Raw genomic sequence first — 16361 nt, 5'->3', positions numbered from 1 at the left:
ACTATTTATACATAAACAATATGGAAGAAAAACTTGACAACGCTACAATCCCCAACCAATATACCTTATGCCTAGACCGGCAATGCCCCAAAGCCTCCACATGCCTCAGGCAACTGGCGGAACAAAGCATGCCTGACGAGACGGCCTATTGGCAGATCATCAGCCCGAGACACCTCGCCTCATTGAAGGGAACTTGCCCTTATTACCGCCCGAACAAGAAAGTACGCTACGCCACCGGATTCGTAAACCTATTGGAAAGCTTGCCGCACAAGCAGATGCTCACCGTTATTCCGGTACTCATGAGGCATTTCAGCCGGCGCACTTACTACCGTGTCCGCAAAGGAGAAAGGCCGCTTTCGCCCTCCGAGCAGCAGGTCGTATTGAATGTGCTCAAACGCTGCGGGGTGAAGGAGGCTAAAGATTTCGACGCTTATTTCGAGGAGTACGACTGGTAAACCCAGGAAGAGAGAGGTTTCTGCCACTACCCATGTTACGAACGTGCCTTCACCGTGGCATGAGTGTGCCATCGCAATGGCACGCCTTTGCCATCAAGGAGGCACGAGTGTGCCAACACAGTGGCACAGCCGTGCCAATAGCATGGCTCACCATTGGCACTACAAAGTATTATCCATGAAGCGGTTGAGAAGATATCAAGGTGTCACCTCCCAGCATTTCCATCCCTTGTTGGCACAGATATACACAATGTAGGAACGGACGTGGTAGTGAGGGAACTTCCGGCTCGTATCCGCGGCGTAAGCAAGGACTTGCTCCACATCCTCGGGGCGGGGATCGTTTAGCGCCAGCATGCGCTCTGCCTCTTTCGCCTTAAAATATTTGAATTCCACCAACCGGTCGTCCGTGTAATAATCCGTGCCGGGAATACCGGTCATCTCGAAATCGGAACGGCCCGCCGAATTGTTCTGCTCTATGGCGAACGTATAGTAACTGCTCAGGTAACGGGAACAAAGCTCGAAGAAGGAGCAACGGATGAAATTCTCGTTGATCTTGTCGAACACCTGCGCCGGGAACTGCCCGAGGTATTGCTCGAAATAGTTTTGCACCAAAGGCTCGAAACGACGCTCTTCCGTGAAACGCTCGTAAGTGGGTACATAGCGTTGGGCGTTTCCTTCTATATGATTCATCTCGTTGTAATAATCCATATAGATGCTGCGCATCGTGAGGTTGGGTAACACCATGCGGTAATTATTCCTCAGCGTAGTCATACCCAGATAAAAAAGGCTGACCGGATAGAAGTTCTTGTCGAAGAATTTCCTCTTGTTGAACTTGCTGGACAGATCGGAAACGTTGTAAGACAACTCATCGTCGATCACCAACGCATCCAGCATCTCCTTGGCGTTCTCTCGCGAGAGGGTCAAGCGACGGATCCAACCGATGTCCGTGCGCAGGTTCTCATCCACCAGCTCACTAGGGATCATGCCATCCATCGTGGCGAAGTTCTTAAAGAAATAGGTCAAGATCGTGGAATTGAACAAAGGCTCCGCGCCGGGACGGAAACGATAGCCGTCGTAGTTGTTCACGATCAGTTGCCAAAGCTCCTCAAAAGAGTCCTGCCCCGTGCCGTACTTCCTCAACACGTACCCCAGATAAGCGCTCGCTTCCTCATACGTAAAGCCTAGCATATTCAAGAACCGGGGATGCAAGGTCAGGATCTCCGCTATATTATATCCGCTTGTCAAGTCGTCCATCGTGACGGGAAGAACCCCCGCGCAGAAACACGTGCGGATACTACCTTCGCCGATACCCGCCTTGATCACCTTGAAGAAAGTACGCAGGAAACTATCCTTCGTGGTTACCTGCTCATAGAGCGGATCCTTGTAGGCCGTCAGCAGTTGATTCGTGAAATTATCGTACTCATCAATCAGCACATACACTTTAGGCAGTCCATGTTCGCGGACATATCCCAAGACCTCCTCAAGCATCTGGGAAGCACCATCACGGCTAGAGAACCGAAAATCCTTAAACAAGTCCCGGTTATGCGTTACCATGATCTCCACGGGAGAACGATTCAGATCGTTGAAATTCCGCTCCAACTCTTCCATGTCATCGGCCATCACCATCTTGGAGAAATCATAGCGCACGATCATATAACGATTATGCTCCTCCGTCGGGTGTTCCCCGATCCAAGTCCCGCCGAACAGTTCCTCGAACCGGCCGGCCTTGGTACGGTCGTAGTAACACGCCAAGGTAGAGATAAACAAGCTCTTGCCAAAACGCCGGGGACGGAGGAAAACAGGGGCTTTATACTCTTCCAAACCCGGTATGAAATCGGTCTTGTCCACATAGTAGAAATCACGCTCACGCATCTCTATAAAATCCGCCACCGCATAAGGAATCGTTATTCGTGCCATAAGCTTTCTTTTTTCTGATACAATACTACAAATTTAAGAAAATAACTTGTTCTTTCAAACAAAACCCCTATCTTTGCCGAAATTTTGAAGAGAGAGCAGATGACAAAGAAGGCACATAAGGATAATCCGAAGTTCTATTCCGGTTATATGTCGGAGGTCGAGGCTCTTTTCTCTATTTTACGGGATTATAATTTGGTTATATAAGATGCGTTGGTTATTTTTACTAACGCATTTTTTTTGTGTCCAGAAGTCCGGTGATATAAAAGATGCAATATTCTAAAATCATTATAACAAATAAAAACAACCCAAATTACTATGTCGAAAAGTGATATCAAAAAGGTGATTGTTCTGGGCTCGGGCGCCCTGAAGATCGGACAAGCCGGGGAGTTTGACTACTCCGGCTCGCAAGCGTTAAAGGCTCTGAAAGAAGAAGGGATCAGTACCGTATTGCTAAATCCGAATATCGCGACTATCCAAACATCCGAGGGAGTAGCCGATAAGGTATATTTCTTGCCTATCACTCCTTACTTCGTTGAGGAAGTCATCAAAAAAGAACAACCGGACGGAATCCTATTGGCGTTTGGCGGCCAGACCGCTTTGAACTGCGGTACTCAACTTTACACCAGCGGCACGTTGGCCAAATACGGCGTGAAAGTATTGGGTACATCGGTTGAGGCTATCATGTACACCGAGGACCGTGACCTATTTGTTAAGAAACTGAACGAGATAGAAATCAAGACCCCGATCAGCCAAGCCGTAGAAAGCATGGACGACGCGGTTGCCGCCGCCCACAAGATCGGTTTCCCTGTGATGATCCGCTCCGCTTACGCCCTGGGAGGTATGGGTAGTGGTATCTGCAAGGATGAGGCAGAGCTTCGCACGCTAGCGGAAAGCGCTTTCGCTTACTCATCCCAGATATTGGTCGAGGAATCTTTGAAGGGTTGGAAAGAGATCGAGTTCGAGGTGATCCGCGACAAGAACGACCATTGCTTCACGGTAGTGAGCATGGAGAACGTAGACCCGCTGGGCGTACATACCGGCGAGAGTATCGTGGTAGCTCCGACTTGCTCCTTGACCGAGAAAGAGCTAGATCTATTGAAGGAACTCTCCACCAAGACGATCCGTCATTTAGGTATCGTAGGTGAGTGTAATATCCAATACGCTTTCAATTCCGAGACTTGCGATTACCGCGTGATCGAGGTGAACGCTCGTTTGAGCCGTTCTTCCGCTTTGGCATCCAAGGCGAGCGGTTATCCGTTGGCTTTCGTCGCCGCTAAGTTGGCGCTGGGCTACGGATTGGACGAGATCGGCGAGATGGGAACCCCGAACTCCGCGTACAAAGCGCCGGAGGTAGATTATATGATCGTGAAGATCCCTCGTTGGGACTTGACAAAGTTCGTGGGTGTCAGCCGCCAGATCGGTTCCAGCATGAAATCCGTCGGCGAGATCATGTCGATCGGTAAGAGCTTCGAGGAGATCATGCAGAAGGGTCTTCGTATGATCGGACAAGGCATGCACGGTTTCGTTGGTAACAACGATATCCATTTCGATAACTTGGACGAGGAATTGGCGAACCCTACCGACTTGCGTATCTTCGCCGTGGCGCAAGCCTTGGAACAAGGGTATAGCGTAGACAAGATCCATGAGTTGTCGAAAATCACGCGCTGGTTCTTGGAAGGCTTGAAGAACATCGTGGATTACGCCAATGTATTGAAAGGCTACGACAAGATCGAGGATCTTCCGGAGGATGTATTGAAAGAGGCGAAACGCCTTGGTTTCTCCGACTTCCAGATCGCCCGTTTTGTTGAGAACCCGGAAGGCAATATGGAGAAAGAGAATATCCGCGTACGTAATTTACGTAAGAAAATGGGTATCCTCCCTACCGTGAAACGTATCAACACGATCGCTTCCGAACATCCGGAACTGACCAACTATTTATATATGACTTACGACGGCACGCCGCACGATATCACCTACTATCCGAACGAGAAGAGCGTGATTATCTTGGGTTCCGGAGCTTACCGTATCGGCTCGTCCGTTGAGTTCGACTGGTGTTCGGTGAATGCCGCCCAGACCGCTCGCAAGCTGGGTTATAAATCAATCATGATCAACTATAACCCGGAGACCGTATCTACCGATTACGATATGTGCGACCGTCTTTACTTCGACGAGCTTTCATTTGAGCGTGTGCTCGACGTGATCGATCTGGAATTGCCGAAGGGCGTGATCGTATCCGTGGGTGGACAGATCCCGAACAACTTGGCGATGAAACTGTACCGCCAGAATGTTCCGGTATTGGGTACTTCACCGTTATCGATCGACCGTGCCGAGAATCGTCATAAATTCTCTGCGATGCTGGATTCGCTAGGTATCGACCAACCTCGTTGGGCAGAGCTTACCAGCATGGAGGAGATCGACGCATTTATCGAGAAAGTAGGTTTCCCGATCTTGATCCGTCCGTCTTATGTATTGTCCGGCGCGGCGATGAACGTTTGCCATACGAAGGAGCAGATGATCGAGTTCTTGGATTTGGCCGCTAAGGTTTCCAAGGAATATCCGGTGGTCGTATCCGAGTTCATGCAAGGAACGAAAGAGATCGAGTTCGACGCGGTCGCCATGAATGGCGAGGTGGTTGAATACGCTATCTCCGAGCATATCGAGTTCGCCGGTGTTCACTCCGGTGACGCTACCTTGGTATTCCCGGCTCAGAAGATTTACTTCGAGACAGCCCGCCGTATCAAGAAAGTAAGTAAGATGATCGCTAAAGAATTAAATATCAGCGGTCCGTTCAATATCCAGTTCTTGGCGAAGAATAATTTCGTGAAGGTAATCGAATGTAACTTGCGTGCCTCACGTAGTTTCCCGTTCGTATCTAAGGTATTGAAACGCAACTTTATCGAGACAGCTACACGTATCATGCTGGACGCTCCGTATACGAAACCGGATAAGAGCGCGTTCGATATCGACTGGATCGGCATCAAGGCTTCCCAATTCTCATTCGCCCGTCTGCACAAGGCAGATCCCGTATTAGGCGTAGACATGAGCTCTACCGGTGAGGTGGGTTGTATCGGCGACGATTTCAACGAGGCTCTGCTTTCCGCTATGATCGCTGTAGGCAACAGCATTCCGAAGAAGAACATTCTTGTATCTTCCGGCGCCGCCAAGAGCAAGGTTGACTTATTGGAGCCTTGCCGCATGTTGGATGCCAAGGGTTACACGATCTATGGTACGCACGGAACCGCCAAATTCCTGAACGATAACGGAATCAAGGCTACCGCCGTTTGCTGGCCGGACGAGGAAGGTGATTTGAACATCATGGATATGTTCAGCGATCACGCTTTCGAATTGGTAGTGAATATCCCGAAAGATCATAGCAAGCGCGAGTTGACCAATGGGTACAAGATCCGCCGTGCGGCGATCGACCATAACATTCCATTGATCACGAACGCCCGCCTAGCTAGCGCCTTTATTAACGCATTCTGCAATATGAACGTAGAAGATATACAGATTAAGAGCTGGCAGGAGTACAAGTAATCAAAATTTGATTATATTTGCATGTGTGTAATTAAAGAGACAAGGCTTTGTGCCTTGTCTCTATAGTTTAAAGACCATGTACAGACGGTTGCCTTTTATCATATTATTATTATCTATACTGGCGGTTCCCGCCTTGTGTGCGTCTGTGGTCGCTCCCTCTATCCTCGTACAAAATTATTCCGTAGATGATTACAAGGCTAGTTGCCAAAATTGGGATCTGGCGGTTTCTTACCACGGGATCTTATACGTAGCTAATAATTCCGGCTTGGTTACATTCGACGGGAATACTTGGAGAACATATCCGTTACCGGATAAAACCCCCATCGATAAGGTATCTTTCCGGAACGACACGGTTTATACCCAAGGTAAATCATCGCTGGGCTATTGGTTATACGACGAACTCGGGAACCTGAAATACTATCCGATCGATACACTTCCATCGCACATAAGTTTCGGTAATCCCAAGACGGATTATACGATCCCGAAGGAGATCGAGGAGAAACATCCGACTTCCTTCGCCAGCGCTGGCGGTCTCAATTTCACGGGGACAGCGACATCGGGTATCTATATTACGAACAACGAAGGGGAAATCTTTCAACATCTCAACATCAATAATCAATTGCAAGACAATATCGTGCGCTCTATTTGCGTACAAGACAAGAATTTGATCTGGGTCGCCTTAGACAACGGTATCTCCCAAATAGATATCAACCCTCCTATCGCCATGCTGGGTAAAAGAAGCCGGATCGGTAAGCTGGAAGATGCCGTAAAAGAAGACAACCGCCTCTATATCCAGACAAATACCGGCTATTTCAGCCGGAGCTTGGCGTTTGGCGATAGATTCGCCCCGATAGCCGATGAGCTTGGACGCTCGTATATCCATCCGGATACATCTGGCGATCATTTGTCGGTAAACACTTTATTTAATAATAAAGAGATATTAGGCGTATTTGCCAACGCGGAGAGTATTTACCCGGCGCCAGACGATTTATATTGGCTCACGACCAAGAACGAGGCCGGGCTTTTCCACCGGGAAAACGGTACGGGAACGTTAAAATGCCGGATTCTATTCGATAATTATAACCTGAACCTAGTGACCAGTGGTAAACGGATCATCCCATTGAATGATTCCCTCGATTTGGTATCTGCCATGCAAGGAACCTTACTAATCAATACCCGCCAGTTAATAGAAGGTAGCCTGGGTGGATTGACGATGCCTCGGTTTATGCGCATCGAATACCAAGATCAAGAAGGTATACATTACCTATCTCCGGATACTCAACGAATCAGCCTGCCTCACAATTACCAAGAACTCTCGTTATATATCGGGACTACGGTGTTCACCCCCAACCACCAAATTAGCTATAAGCTGGAAGGTGTATCTGCCGATTGGTCTTCTTGGCAAAAAGATGGCAAAATCACCTTCTTGCAGCTTCCGGAAGGAACCTATGAGTTGCGGGTACGTAAATATGTGACCCGAGGCCCATTTCCTGAGATCACGATGCAAATCACGGTTCGTCCGCCTTGGTACAATACCGTATGGGCCTATTTAATCTATGTAGTCTTGATATGGCTAGCCATTCAAGAAGGGCTTCGGTATCATTTAAGGAACCTGCGAAAAAAAGAGCAAGAAAAACTGGAAACCGAACGACAAGCCGAATTGCAAAGACTTCAACAAATGAAAAGCGAGATGCTGGAAGCGGAGCTGCAAAACAAAAACAATGAACTCACTCTCCAGACTACGGCTTTGGTGAAAAGGAATGAGGCGATCCAGGCTTTATTGGAGGAATTGGATAAGCAGAAAGAAACCTTGGGCGACCGGTATCCCAATAAGTTATATACCCGCCTACGTTCGCTGATGGAATCGACCTTGAACGATCAAGCGGATTGGGTACAGTTCGAGACCTATTTTAATAGTGCCCACCAGAATTTCATGGATCGCCTGCGACAACAATACACGGACATAACAACAGGCGATTTACGTATTTGTTGCCTACTCCGGATGAACCTTTCCACCAAAGAGATCGCATCGTTATTGAACGTATCCGTACGGGCTATCGAGCTAAGAAGATACCGCCTGAGAAAGCGGTTGGCCCTTGACGGGGATACGAATCTCGTTGACTTCCTAATGAACTACTAAAAATATTATCTAGAATATATTATATACATAATAATCTATATAACAAGGTATTATATATACATATATAAGGCATGAGAAAGTCATGTAGTAGTCTTATCCAATAAAAAAATCATTTGCGCAAGTAGTGTAGTAGTCATTTTCATGGCTACCGTAATTTATTATGTTTCCTTTGCCGGTGAATAAAATCTTAAATTCTTTATGACATGATGGAACACGAACTGGAGAAACAATTAGATGCGCTAGAAAAGAAAGGTGTCGATAGACGGCATTTCTTTAAATTACTAGCGGCGACAGGCCTGCTTGCGGGTGCTAATACCGGAAAAGCAAATGCTTTTTCAAGCAACGCAAAAGGAAAAATCGTTATTATTGGTGGAGGAGCCGCAGGTATTAGCATGGCTGCCCGATTAAAACATTGGCTCGATGAACCGGATATCACTCTAATTGACCCCAGTGACCGTCAGTTTTATCAACCAGGATTCACCCTGATCGCCTCAGGTGTGTACCAACCGGAGGATGTCTGGAAAAAACAAGAAGATTGTATACCTAGCGGCATAAAATGGGTAAAAGACTCGGTCACCGCAGTTGACCCTGTATGGAACCAAGTGACTACCAAGAGCAACGGGAAGATCCCATATGATTTCCTTGTACTGACCCCGGGATTACAATGTAATTGGGAAAAAGTAGAAGGCATTACCCATGATACGCTAGGACAAGGAAACGCAAACTCCATTTACGATTTCGAAGGAGCCCAAAAGACATGGAAAGCCATTCAGGAATTCGCGAAAAAAGGAGGAAAAGGTGTCTATACCGATACCTATACAAAGCATAAATGTGGTGGCGCCCCCAAGAAGATATGTCTATTGACCGAGCATTACGCAAGGAAACAGGGAACTCGCGACAAATTGCAATTGAATTATTTTACCGCAGCGAAGGAGCTATACGATATCCCGTATTTCACGCCTCGCTTGCTAGAAATATATGATGAACGTAACATACCTATCAACTTGAACGTGCGTGTGAAAGGTGTAGACACATCCGCAAAACAAGTACATTTTGAGAAGATAGAGACACGAGGGGAAGAAAAAATCGTAACACCGTTCGTAGAGGATTACGATTTCTTGCACTTCACCCCGCCTATGTCCGCTCCGGATTTCGTTCGTGAAGCTGGATTAGGTTGGACCGAAGGAAAGTTGGCCGCAGACGCATGGGTAATGGTGGATAAAGAAACCTTGGTACATAAGAAATACCAGAATATCGTATCCTTAGGGGATGTAGCCGGTATCCCGACCAGTAAAACATCTGCCGCCATCCGTAAACAAGTTCCTATCGCAGCCAAGAACTTGATCGCCTTAATGGAAGGAAAAGAGCCGACCGAGAAATACAACGGTTACGCCGCCTGCCCGATTGTTACGGATTATGGCCACGTGTTGCTTTGTGAGTTTGACTACGAAAAGAAACCAGACATTTCATTCCCTTTCTCGATGATCGATACATCAAAAGAGCAATGGCTTGCTTGGATTTTAAAGGTATATATCCTAAAACCGATGTATTTCTACGGAATGCTTAACGGTTACGCATAATGAAGAAGAAATATCTATGAAACAAAACTCCCTATAATTTCGAATGCCAAACTACAAAGCCCCGGGTTTCAGTTGTACGAAACCGGGGTTTTTGATTTCTGACGGATAAGCTATTCTAACAGAAAGCTTAAAAATAATCAATGCATTTTACTAAAATAACGAGGAGTATATCCGGGAACAAACTCCGGGTGGAAAATCCAGATCAAATCCTTCAATAAATAATCCGGATGCAAAGGGAATTCCTCGTAATAAGGAACAAGCCCGGTATTACAAGTATAAATCCGTTGTTTCTTAAAAGCCTCAAAATTCTCGTAAGGAGTATATTCGGAACGTAAGTCCGCATAGGTCAGCTCGGAAGAGCGATTATATTTAACAATCCAAATATCCGCATGGATCGCTTTATCAAACACGGTCTCAAACGCTAAAGGGGTACTTCCGGCACCCGGCAAATCCTTAAACATATAATCAGCGCCGGCATCCTCGAAAAGATGGGCCATATAGCTTTCTCCGGACGGGACATACCACGAAGAACCGAACTTTTTCTCCGACAAGACGGTAGGACGCTTATCGATATTCGCGGTCAAGTCTTTTAGAGCTAAATAAGCCTGTTCCGTTTCTTTAAATATAGAATCGGCCATTTTTTCCTTTCCGAATAGCATACCATAAAAGCGTATCCATTCCGTACGTCCCAAAGGGAATGCCTCCATATAATCGGCTCCTTCGATAATAGGTATACCTATCTTCTCGACAGGCCCATAACTACTATTTTGAAACGGGGAAGCGATCACTAGTTCTGCGCCAATCTCTATCATTTTCTCTACATTCGGAGAAGTCGCCTCGCCTAAATCAGCGATTCTCCCAGCCCGTATGCCCTCTTGTATGGCAGGAGTATCCATATAGCGGGGCTCGCAAACCCCTATAATCTTATCTGTTTCTCTCAATTGGTCGATAATCGCCGCATGTACAGAGGTATAAACCACGATATCTTTCACCGGGACCTTCACGATCGTCCCTTTGGGTAATCCGGCAGGAACCGATTTTTCCCGGTCTACCAATAAATAACGTTGAAGAAGACGGGTACTGTCCCACGGATCACGTACTTCCACCATCGTATAGGTATCAAAGCGTTGGATCGTGAAACCTTGGGCATATTGAATACTGTCCGAGGAAAGGGCCTCCTCAGAAGAAGTTTGCTTCCCGGATGGCGTACATGCCACCATCCAGAAAGCGAACCCTATAAATATCAATAATCGCATTAGATATTATCTTTTTGAGCGAGAACGACTTTCATTGGATTCAAGCCGGCCTCAGCCTTAAGAATCAATTTACCGTTTGCATCGAAACCATAAACATCTCCATTGTTTGTATAATCAGACTCCGTTACATATATATTACTTCCTGTCGCACACATTTTATAGGGTTTAGCGATAGTCGCATCTTTTGTCCACTCTTGAGCGACACCTGTTTCCGTATTATAGTTAGTAAACGTGATAGTCGTGTTCCAATTTGCGTCATATTGAGAATAGAAGGTGTAAAGAGTACCATCCAAATAAGCCATTTCCGTAGCGTTCGGGCAAGCCTTCAGAACTGATACCTCATCCGTTTTAGAGTCTATACATTGCATCGTATTCAGGATATCTCCATAATTACCCATAGATACAACATACACATTACCCTGTTTGTCTGCCTGCACACTTGTCGGATTTAATACGACTTCCAATTTCTTTGTTTCAACGAATGACGGGATATCTATGACAGAGACAGTCTTATCGTATCCAACTTCCGTATTATAATCCATACCACCCGAATTAGCGACATACAACTTATTATTGGCAACGGCTAATTGCTCCGGATTACGTCCGACTGCCACAGTCGCGTCTACCTCTAAAGAAGCCGTATCCAAACGAGCGACATATCCATTATAATAAGTAACATATACCTTTCCTCCATCAGCCACCATAGCTCGAGGTTGTCCCTCTGTCTTGATTTGTTTAATAGATTTCGCTTTCAAATTTGTTACCTCTATCGTAGACTCTCCATATACCGCAATATACATTTTATCTCCATAAACGATCATATCTTGCGCGGTATCTCCAAGTCCCCGCCCATTCCGTTCCTTAAAATAATCTTGAGTGACCTTACCCGATTCGATATCATACATCGTAAGACTAGCATTATTATTCCCCATGTTTCCCGAGCTTAAAAAATATAACGCAGAAACAGAATCGTCTTCCACATAATCCGTCACAGGTATAGAGGCCCCAGCGGAATCCTCATTACTCTCACTTGCCGTCACTACTAATAAATAACCTAAACTAACCGTGTAAGGCACAGCGAATGTATTAGTGCCAATAGCCACCTCACCAATCTTAGCGTCCTTGGACGTTCCGTCTGAAGAACTATAAATCACATATTTGGTAAATCCATCAGTCAACGTAGGAGCTTCCCAACTTAACGTTCCGCTAATTTTCAAAGCCTCCGGATTTTCATCCGTAAAATTCAAATTAGAGACAACATGACTCTGGTCTACAATAGGATCATCATCGTCGCTACACCCAACAAAGGAGAAAGACATCAACGCACATAAAGCGGAAATGCAAATAAAATTTTTCTTTTTCATTGTTCCAATTATATTTATTAATAAGACAAACATATACTTAACCGCCAAGAACGCCCTGGCATCGGATAATATTGAATCACATCATAATTCACATTTGCCAGATTCAATAATTCACCTTGCAGACGCAGGCCAAAACGACGGAAACGGAAATCCCTGTTCAAGGAAAGGCTTTGCTCGATGTAGGAGTCTATCCTATTCTGGTCTATGTTTTGCGGCAAGGCATAACGATCTCCTACCGCGGTCAATATATAAGAGACATTCACCCACGGATTCTCCAAGGAGACGGAAACCGTTCCGGAATGGCGAGGTGTATAGGGAATCTGATCCTTGTAGTTCTTAGCTTCCGGATCCGTTATATCCACCGCATACTGATAGGAATAGGTAGAAGCTAAAAGCAATTCCATCTTCAATGGTAAAGGGAATTGCGCCGAGAGATTCAGATCAGCCCCTTTAATATTTACCTCCCCCAGATTCATCATCCGCCAGATATACATAGTAGGCAACGCCACGATCTTATCTTTCACGGTATTGTAATACCCGTCGGCAGAGATACTAAAATGCCTCAACCAATCACCACAAGACGCGCTCCATGTTACGCCTACATTATATTGAGAGGTTTCCTCCGGTTTCAAATTGGTATTTCCCATACGGAGATAATACAAATCCGTAAAAGTCGGGACCCGGAAAATATCTTTATAAGAAACCCGTACCCTTAACGTACTCTCCGGGAAAGGCCTCCAAGACAAACTCACCGCCGGCGACAATCGTTTTTTATCCGCAGGTTTCTCACCTTGTTCTACCTTATCCGTAATATAGGTACCCAATAAACTTCCCGTAGCCGTAAAACGGTTATCTTTATATTGCACCGCCAATACCGATTGAGAGGCCATCCGTTTCGGATTAGGGCCATCCACAAAATTATTGTCCAGCGTAGAACGTGTTAAATCCGTTGTTAGCGTCGCCGAGACATTCTTTACCGGAGTATAAAGTAAGCCTACCGAGCCATAATACTCATTCTGCGTATTCCGATCGACCTGTTCCCCTGCCGCATATTTGTCGTTGACATCCAAATAACGGGTAAAAGCATAATTATACTTAGCCATGGCCCGCAATGTAAATTTCTCGCTAAGAATATTCTTGTAACCTGATTGCACGAAGAAATTATTATCCCACAACCGCTCCGAGGTGTTCTTGTTATACAAATTAACAGAACCGGGAAGTCCCCGCTCCGAATCAAAATAGTACGCCTTGAAAGAAAACTCTCCCCCCTTGCCAAAATCACCGAATAGATTACCTTCCAGATGATAAGAACGGATATCACTATTTCTCCGTTTCTCTCTCGTTTCCAAATTCCCATTTATCAACGTATAGGGATATTGGCCATCCGCACGGGTAAAATCACCGTGCAGGGACGCGCTCCAACGTTTTCCTAACTTTTGATCGTAATGCAGCACAGGGTTAAAAAAGCCGAAAGAACCGCCTTTCACCTTAAGATAAGTATTAAAAGATTTATCCTCAAACTTAGGCTTGCCAGTCTGTATGTTCAAGGCTCCCGCCGAGGCATATACCCTTGCCGTTTGGAAAATATCATCCGATTGTCCGATTGATAAAGAAACCATCTCCACGTTATCCAAGGAAAAACGGCTGATATCGACCTGTCCGCTTTGCGCGTCCGTAATCGTTACCCCATCGTAACTGACGGCGGTATGCTTCGCTCCCAAACTACGCACCGAAACCGTTTTCAAGCCTCCGATCCCCCCGTAATCCTGTACCGTAACCCCGGAAAAACGTTTTACCGCCTCGGATAAATCTTGTACTCCCAGACGATCGATTCCCGCCCGGTCCATAATTTGCAAAGGCGTACCTTCACGGGTTACCGAAGGACGTGCCTTCTCCACTACTTCCACCCCGGAAAGCTCATGATAAGCCGTCGTATCGATCTGCTGGCCGGAAACGGCACTCAACGACAATAGCCATACGCTAAAAACGCATAGACATCTTATTATAGGACATAAATCTCGCATAATAATCACTCGGTTTACCAACGCCTTCACCCGAGGCGTCGCATAACAAGATCCTGGCAGGTTTTCTGGCTCGTCCACCCTTTGTCGGCTACCTTCCCACCTATCGACAGGCAGTGGCAACAAGATTTGCCGGGGTTCCAAGGACTCACAGCTACGGGTACAGCTCCGGGCTCGCACCGGATTCCCTTTTACTGATATTACTGGAATCAATAATATCTACACCTTGATCGGTCGCGAAGATACGAGTTTACTTTTTGATTAACAACAAAAGCCCCCGGCGAATCACTTCGGCAGAGGGCTCAGGAGTTTACACTTTTCTAAACATTACTAACAACAAAATATTCATTCTATGTATAAAAAAACAATATCATTAACTGCGCGGTCAGCACTCGTAAAAACATGGTCAGCGGATAAACCGTCGCGTATCCAACCGCCGGGGCATCATTTCCCGCCGTCATATTGGAATAGGCCAGCGCAGGAGGATCGGTCGTACTTCCCGCGATCAATCCCATCAACGTAAAATAATTCAGTTTATAAAAATACCTTCCCACACAACCGATAATCAGCAAAGGCAATAACGTTATTATAAAACCATAGCCAATCCAAGTCACGCCTCCCTTATTGACTATCGTATCGACAAAACCTTCACCCGCGCTTAGCCCCACGCAAGCGAGGAATAACGTGATTCCCAATTCTCTCAATAACAAGTTAGAGCTTTGCGTGGTATAAGTAACCAACTTATAACGATAACCAAACCGGCTTATCAATATCGCCACGATCAACGGACCTCCCGCCAATCCCAATTTCACCGGCTGGGGGATACCCGGGAAACTAATAGGAAGACTTCCCAAGATAATACCCAAGACAATCCCCACGAAAATAGTCACCAAATTAGGTTCGTTCAAGCGTTTCATCGAGTTTCCTAATGTTTCGGCGACTTTCTCCACCGCCAGTTCGCTGCCAACCACCGTCACCCGGTCACCTATCTGTAAAACCAGGTTAGGGGTAGCCACCAGTTCCAATCCCGCACGATTGATACGGGTCACGTTAATTCCATGCAAACGGCGCAACTGTAAAGCCCCTAATTGTTTACCGTTGATTTCCGGCCGGGTTACTAAAATACGGCGGCTGATAAACTGGCTTTCCGCCGGAATCCATTGCTTCCGGTCCATCTGTATCTCTTGGCCGATAAAAGTCTTTATCGCCTCCACATCGTGTTCCGTGGTTACAACAAAGATTTTATCATCCTCATTTAATTCCGTGTTTCCTGCCACGATCTCTATCCGGTTCGTATTGTTACGTAAAATACGGGAAATAACAAATTCCCGGTGTTCCAGCAGCTTAGACAGCTCGCTGACGCTACGGCCAAAAATAGCGGGATTTTTCACCACTAAAGAGATAGGGGTAGCCTCTCCCCCCGATTCCGTATCCGTCTCCTCGTTCAATTGCTCTGTCTCTTTCTCAAAAGAAATACGGAAAACATAGCGGATAAAAATCATCGACAAGATAATACCGATCACACCCAACGGATAGGCGACAGCATATCCCAAAGCGATCGTCTCATCCGTTGCCCCTGTCATATCCGAATAAGCTTGTTGGGCCGCACCCAACCCCGGCGTATTCGTCACCGCTCCAGACAATATACCCACCATCGTAGGTATAGGAATACCCGTAATATAATGTATAACCAAGGCGGTAATCACTCCCAGAAAAACAATGCCGCAAGCAAGCATATTCAACGTGACTCCTCCTTTCCTAAACGAAGAGAAAAATCCGGGACCTACTTGCATACCTACCGAGTAAACAAATAGGATCAATCCAAACTCCCTGAAAAAATGAACAACCGACGGATTCGCCGTAAAGCCGAAATGCCCGAGAAAAATCCCGACAAACAATACCATGGTAATCCCTAAAGAGATACCGAATAGCTTCAGTTTACCAAGCTGGATCCCTAGGGCGATCACAACGGACAACAAAAGGATAGAATGCCCTACCCCTTCTCCCCACAACAACTCATTAATCCATTCCATATTTATTCATGTATATTAAAATTTAAGATAAAAAAGTACCTCTGGCGAATCACTTCGGCAGAGA

9 protein-coding genes and 1 riboswitch are annotated in these 16361 nt (G+C 46.1%); of the genes, 4 read left to right on the top strand and 5 right to left on the bottom strand.

What is annotated here, in order from left to right; all coding sequences use genetic code 11:
- The first annotated feature begins 20 nt into the window (after window positions 1-20).
- On the top strand, window positions 21-455 hold the full coding sequence (locus Q0110_RS07840; RefSeq protein WP_297905350.1) for a DUF6078 family protein: 435 nt from the start codon (window positions 21-23) through the stop codon (window positions 453-455).
- Between the two features lie 195 nt (window positions 456-650).
- Here Q0110_RS07840 and Q0110_RS07835 read toward each other — a convergent pair whose 3' ends face one another.
- Window positions 651-2369 carry an ATP-binding protein gene (locus Q0110_RS07835; protein WP_297905346.1) on the bottom strand — a complete coding sequence of 573 codons (1719 nt, stop codon included), beginning with the start codon at window positions 2367-2369 and terminating at the stop codon, window positions 651-653.
- Between the two features lie 315 nt (window positions 2370-2684).
- Here Q0110_RS07835 and carB point away from each other — a divergent pair, with 315 nt between their 5' ends.
- The 3 genes from carB to Q0110_RS07820 all read left to right on the top strand — a co-directional run bounded on the left by carB (window position 2685) and on the right by Q0110_RS07820 (window position 9623).
- Window positions 2685-5903, top strand: coding sequence for a carbamoyl-phosphate synthase (glutamine-hydrolyzing) large subunit (gene carB, locus Q0110_RS07830; RefSeq protein WP_297905343.1), 3219 nt, complete (start codon window positions 2685-2687; stop codon window positions 5901-5903).
- Window positions 5904-5979: 76 nt separating this feature from the next.
- The gene (locus Q0110_RS07825) at window positions 5980-8043 is read left to right on the top strand and encodes a transcriptional regulator (RefSeq protein WP_297905340.1); all 2064 of its coding nucleotides are present in this window, start codon (window positions 5980-5982) and stop codon (window positions 8041-8043) included.
- A gap of 203 nt (window positions 8044-8246) precedes the next feature.
- Window positions 8247-9623 (top strand): FAD/NAD(P)-binding oxidoreductase, encoded by a 1377-nt coding sequence (locus Q0110_RS07820; protein WP_297905337.1) that lies wholly within the window; start codon window positions 8247-8249, stop codon window positions 9621-9623.
- A gap of 137 nt (window positions 9624-9760) precedes the next feature.
- Here the strand turns inward: Q0110_RS07820 and Q0110_RS07815 are convergent, their stop codons facing one another.
- The 4 genes from Q0110_RS07815 to Q0110_RS07800 form a co-directional block, all read right to left on the bottom strand.
- The gene (locus Q0110_RS07815) at window positions 9761-10879 is read right to left on the bottom strand and encodes an ABC transporter substrate-binding protein (RefSeq protein ID WP_297905335.1); all 1119 of its coding nucleotides are present in this window, start codon (window positions 10877-10879) and stop codon (window positions 9761-9763) included.
- Window positions 10879-12243 (bottom strand): DUF5074 domain-containing protein, encoded by a 1365-nt coding sequence (locus Q0110_RS07810; RefSeq protein ID WP_297905332.1) that lies wholly within the window; start codon window positions 12241-12243, stop codon window positions 10879-10881. Before Q0110_RS07810 ends, Q0110_RS07815 begins: the two co-directional genes overlap by 1 nt.
- 17 nt (window positions 12244-12260) lie before the next feature.
- Entirely contained in the window at window positions 12261-14267 is a 2007-nt protein-coding gene (locus tag Q0110_RS07805; protein ID WP_297905329.1) for a TonB-dependent receptor, read from the bottom strand.
- A gap of 37 nt (window positions 14268-14304) precedes the next feature.
- Window positions 14305-14508: riboswitch (cobalamin riboswitch) on the bottom strand.
- 106 nt (window positions 14509-14614) lie between these two features.
- Window positions 14615-16297 (bottom strand): putative transporter, encoded by a 1683-nt coding sequence (locus Q0110_RS07800; RefSeq protein ID WP_297905326.1) that lies wholly within the window; start codon window positions 16295-16297, stop codon window positions 14615-14617.
- Window positions 16298-16361: the final 64 nt, after the last annotated feature.

The sequence above is a fragment of the uncultured Parabacteroides sp. genome, from assembly GCF_947855115.1.
Classification (GTDB): domain Bacteria; phylum Bacteroidota; class Bacteroidia; order Bacteroidales; family Tannerellaceae; genus Parabacteroides.
The sequence above is the reverse complement of the archived record's forward strand: the minus strand, read 5'-3'. Positions and strand labels throughout refer to the sequence as shown.

Bases quoted from the DNA above. Each gene is read 5' to 3' on its own strand.
- Q0110_RS07840 (WP_297905350.1), top strand. From the start codon at position 21: ATGGAAGAAAAACTTGACAACGCTACAATCCCCAACCAATATACCTTA.
- Q0110_RS07835 (WP_297905346.1), bottom strand. From the start codon at position 2,369: ATGGCACGAATAACGATTCCTTATGCGGTGGCGGATTTTATAGAGATG.
- carB (WP_297905343.1), top strand. From the start codon at position 2,685: ATGTCGAAAAGTGATATCAAAAAGGTGATTGTTCTGGGCTCGGGCGCC.
- Q0110_RS07825 (WP_297905340.1), top strand. From the start codon at position 5,980: ATGTACAGACGGTTGCCTTTTATCATATTATTATTATCTATACTGGCG.
- Q0110_RS07820 (WP_297905337.1), top strand. From the start codon at position 8,247: ATGATGGAACACGAACTGGAGAAACAATTAGATGCGCTAGAAAAGAAA.
- Q0110_RS07815 (WP_297905335.1), bottom strand. From the start codon at position 10,879: ATGCGATTATTGATATTTATAGGGTTCGCTTTCTGGATGGTGGCATGT.
- Q0110_RS07810 (WP_297905332.1), bottom strand. From the start codon at position 12,243: ATGAAAAAGAAAAATTTTATTTGCATTTCCGCTTTATGTGCGTTGATG.
- Q0110_RS07805 (WP_297905329.1), bottom strand. From the start codon at position 14,267: ATGCGAGATTTATGTCCTATAATAAGATGTCTATGCGTTTTTAGCGTA.
- Q0110_RS07800 (WP_297905326.1), bottom strand. From the start codon at position 16,297: ATGGAATGGATTAATGAGTTGTTGTGGGGAGAAGGGGTAGGGCATTCT.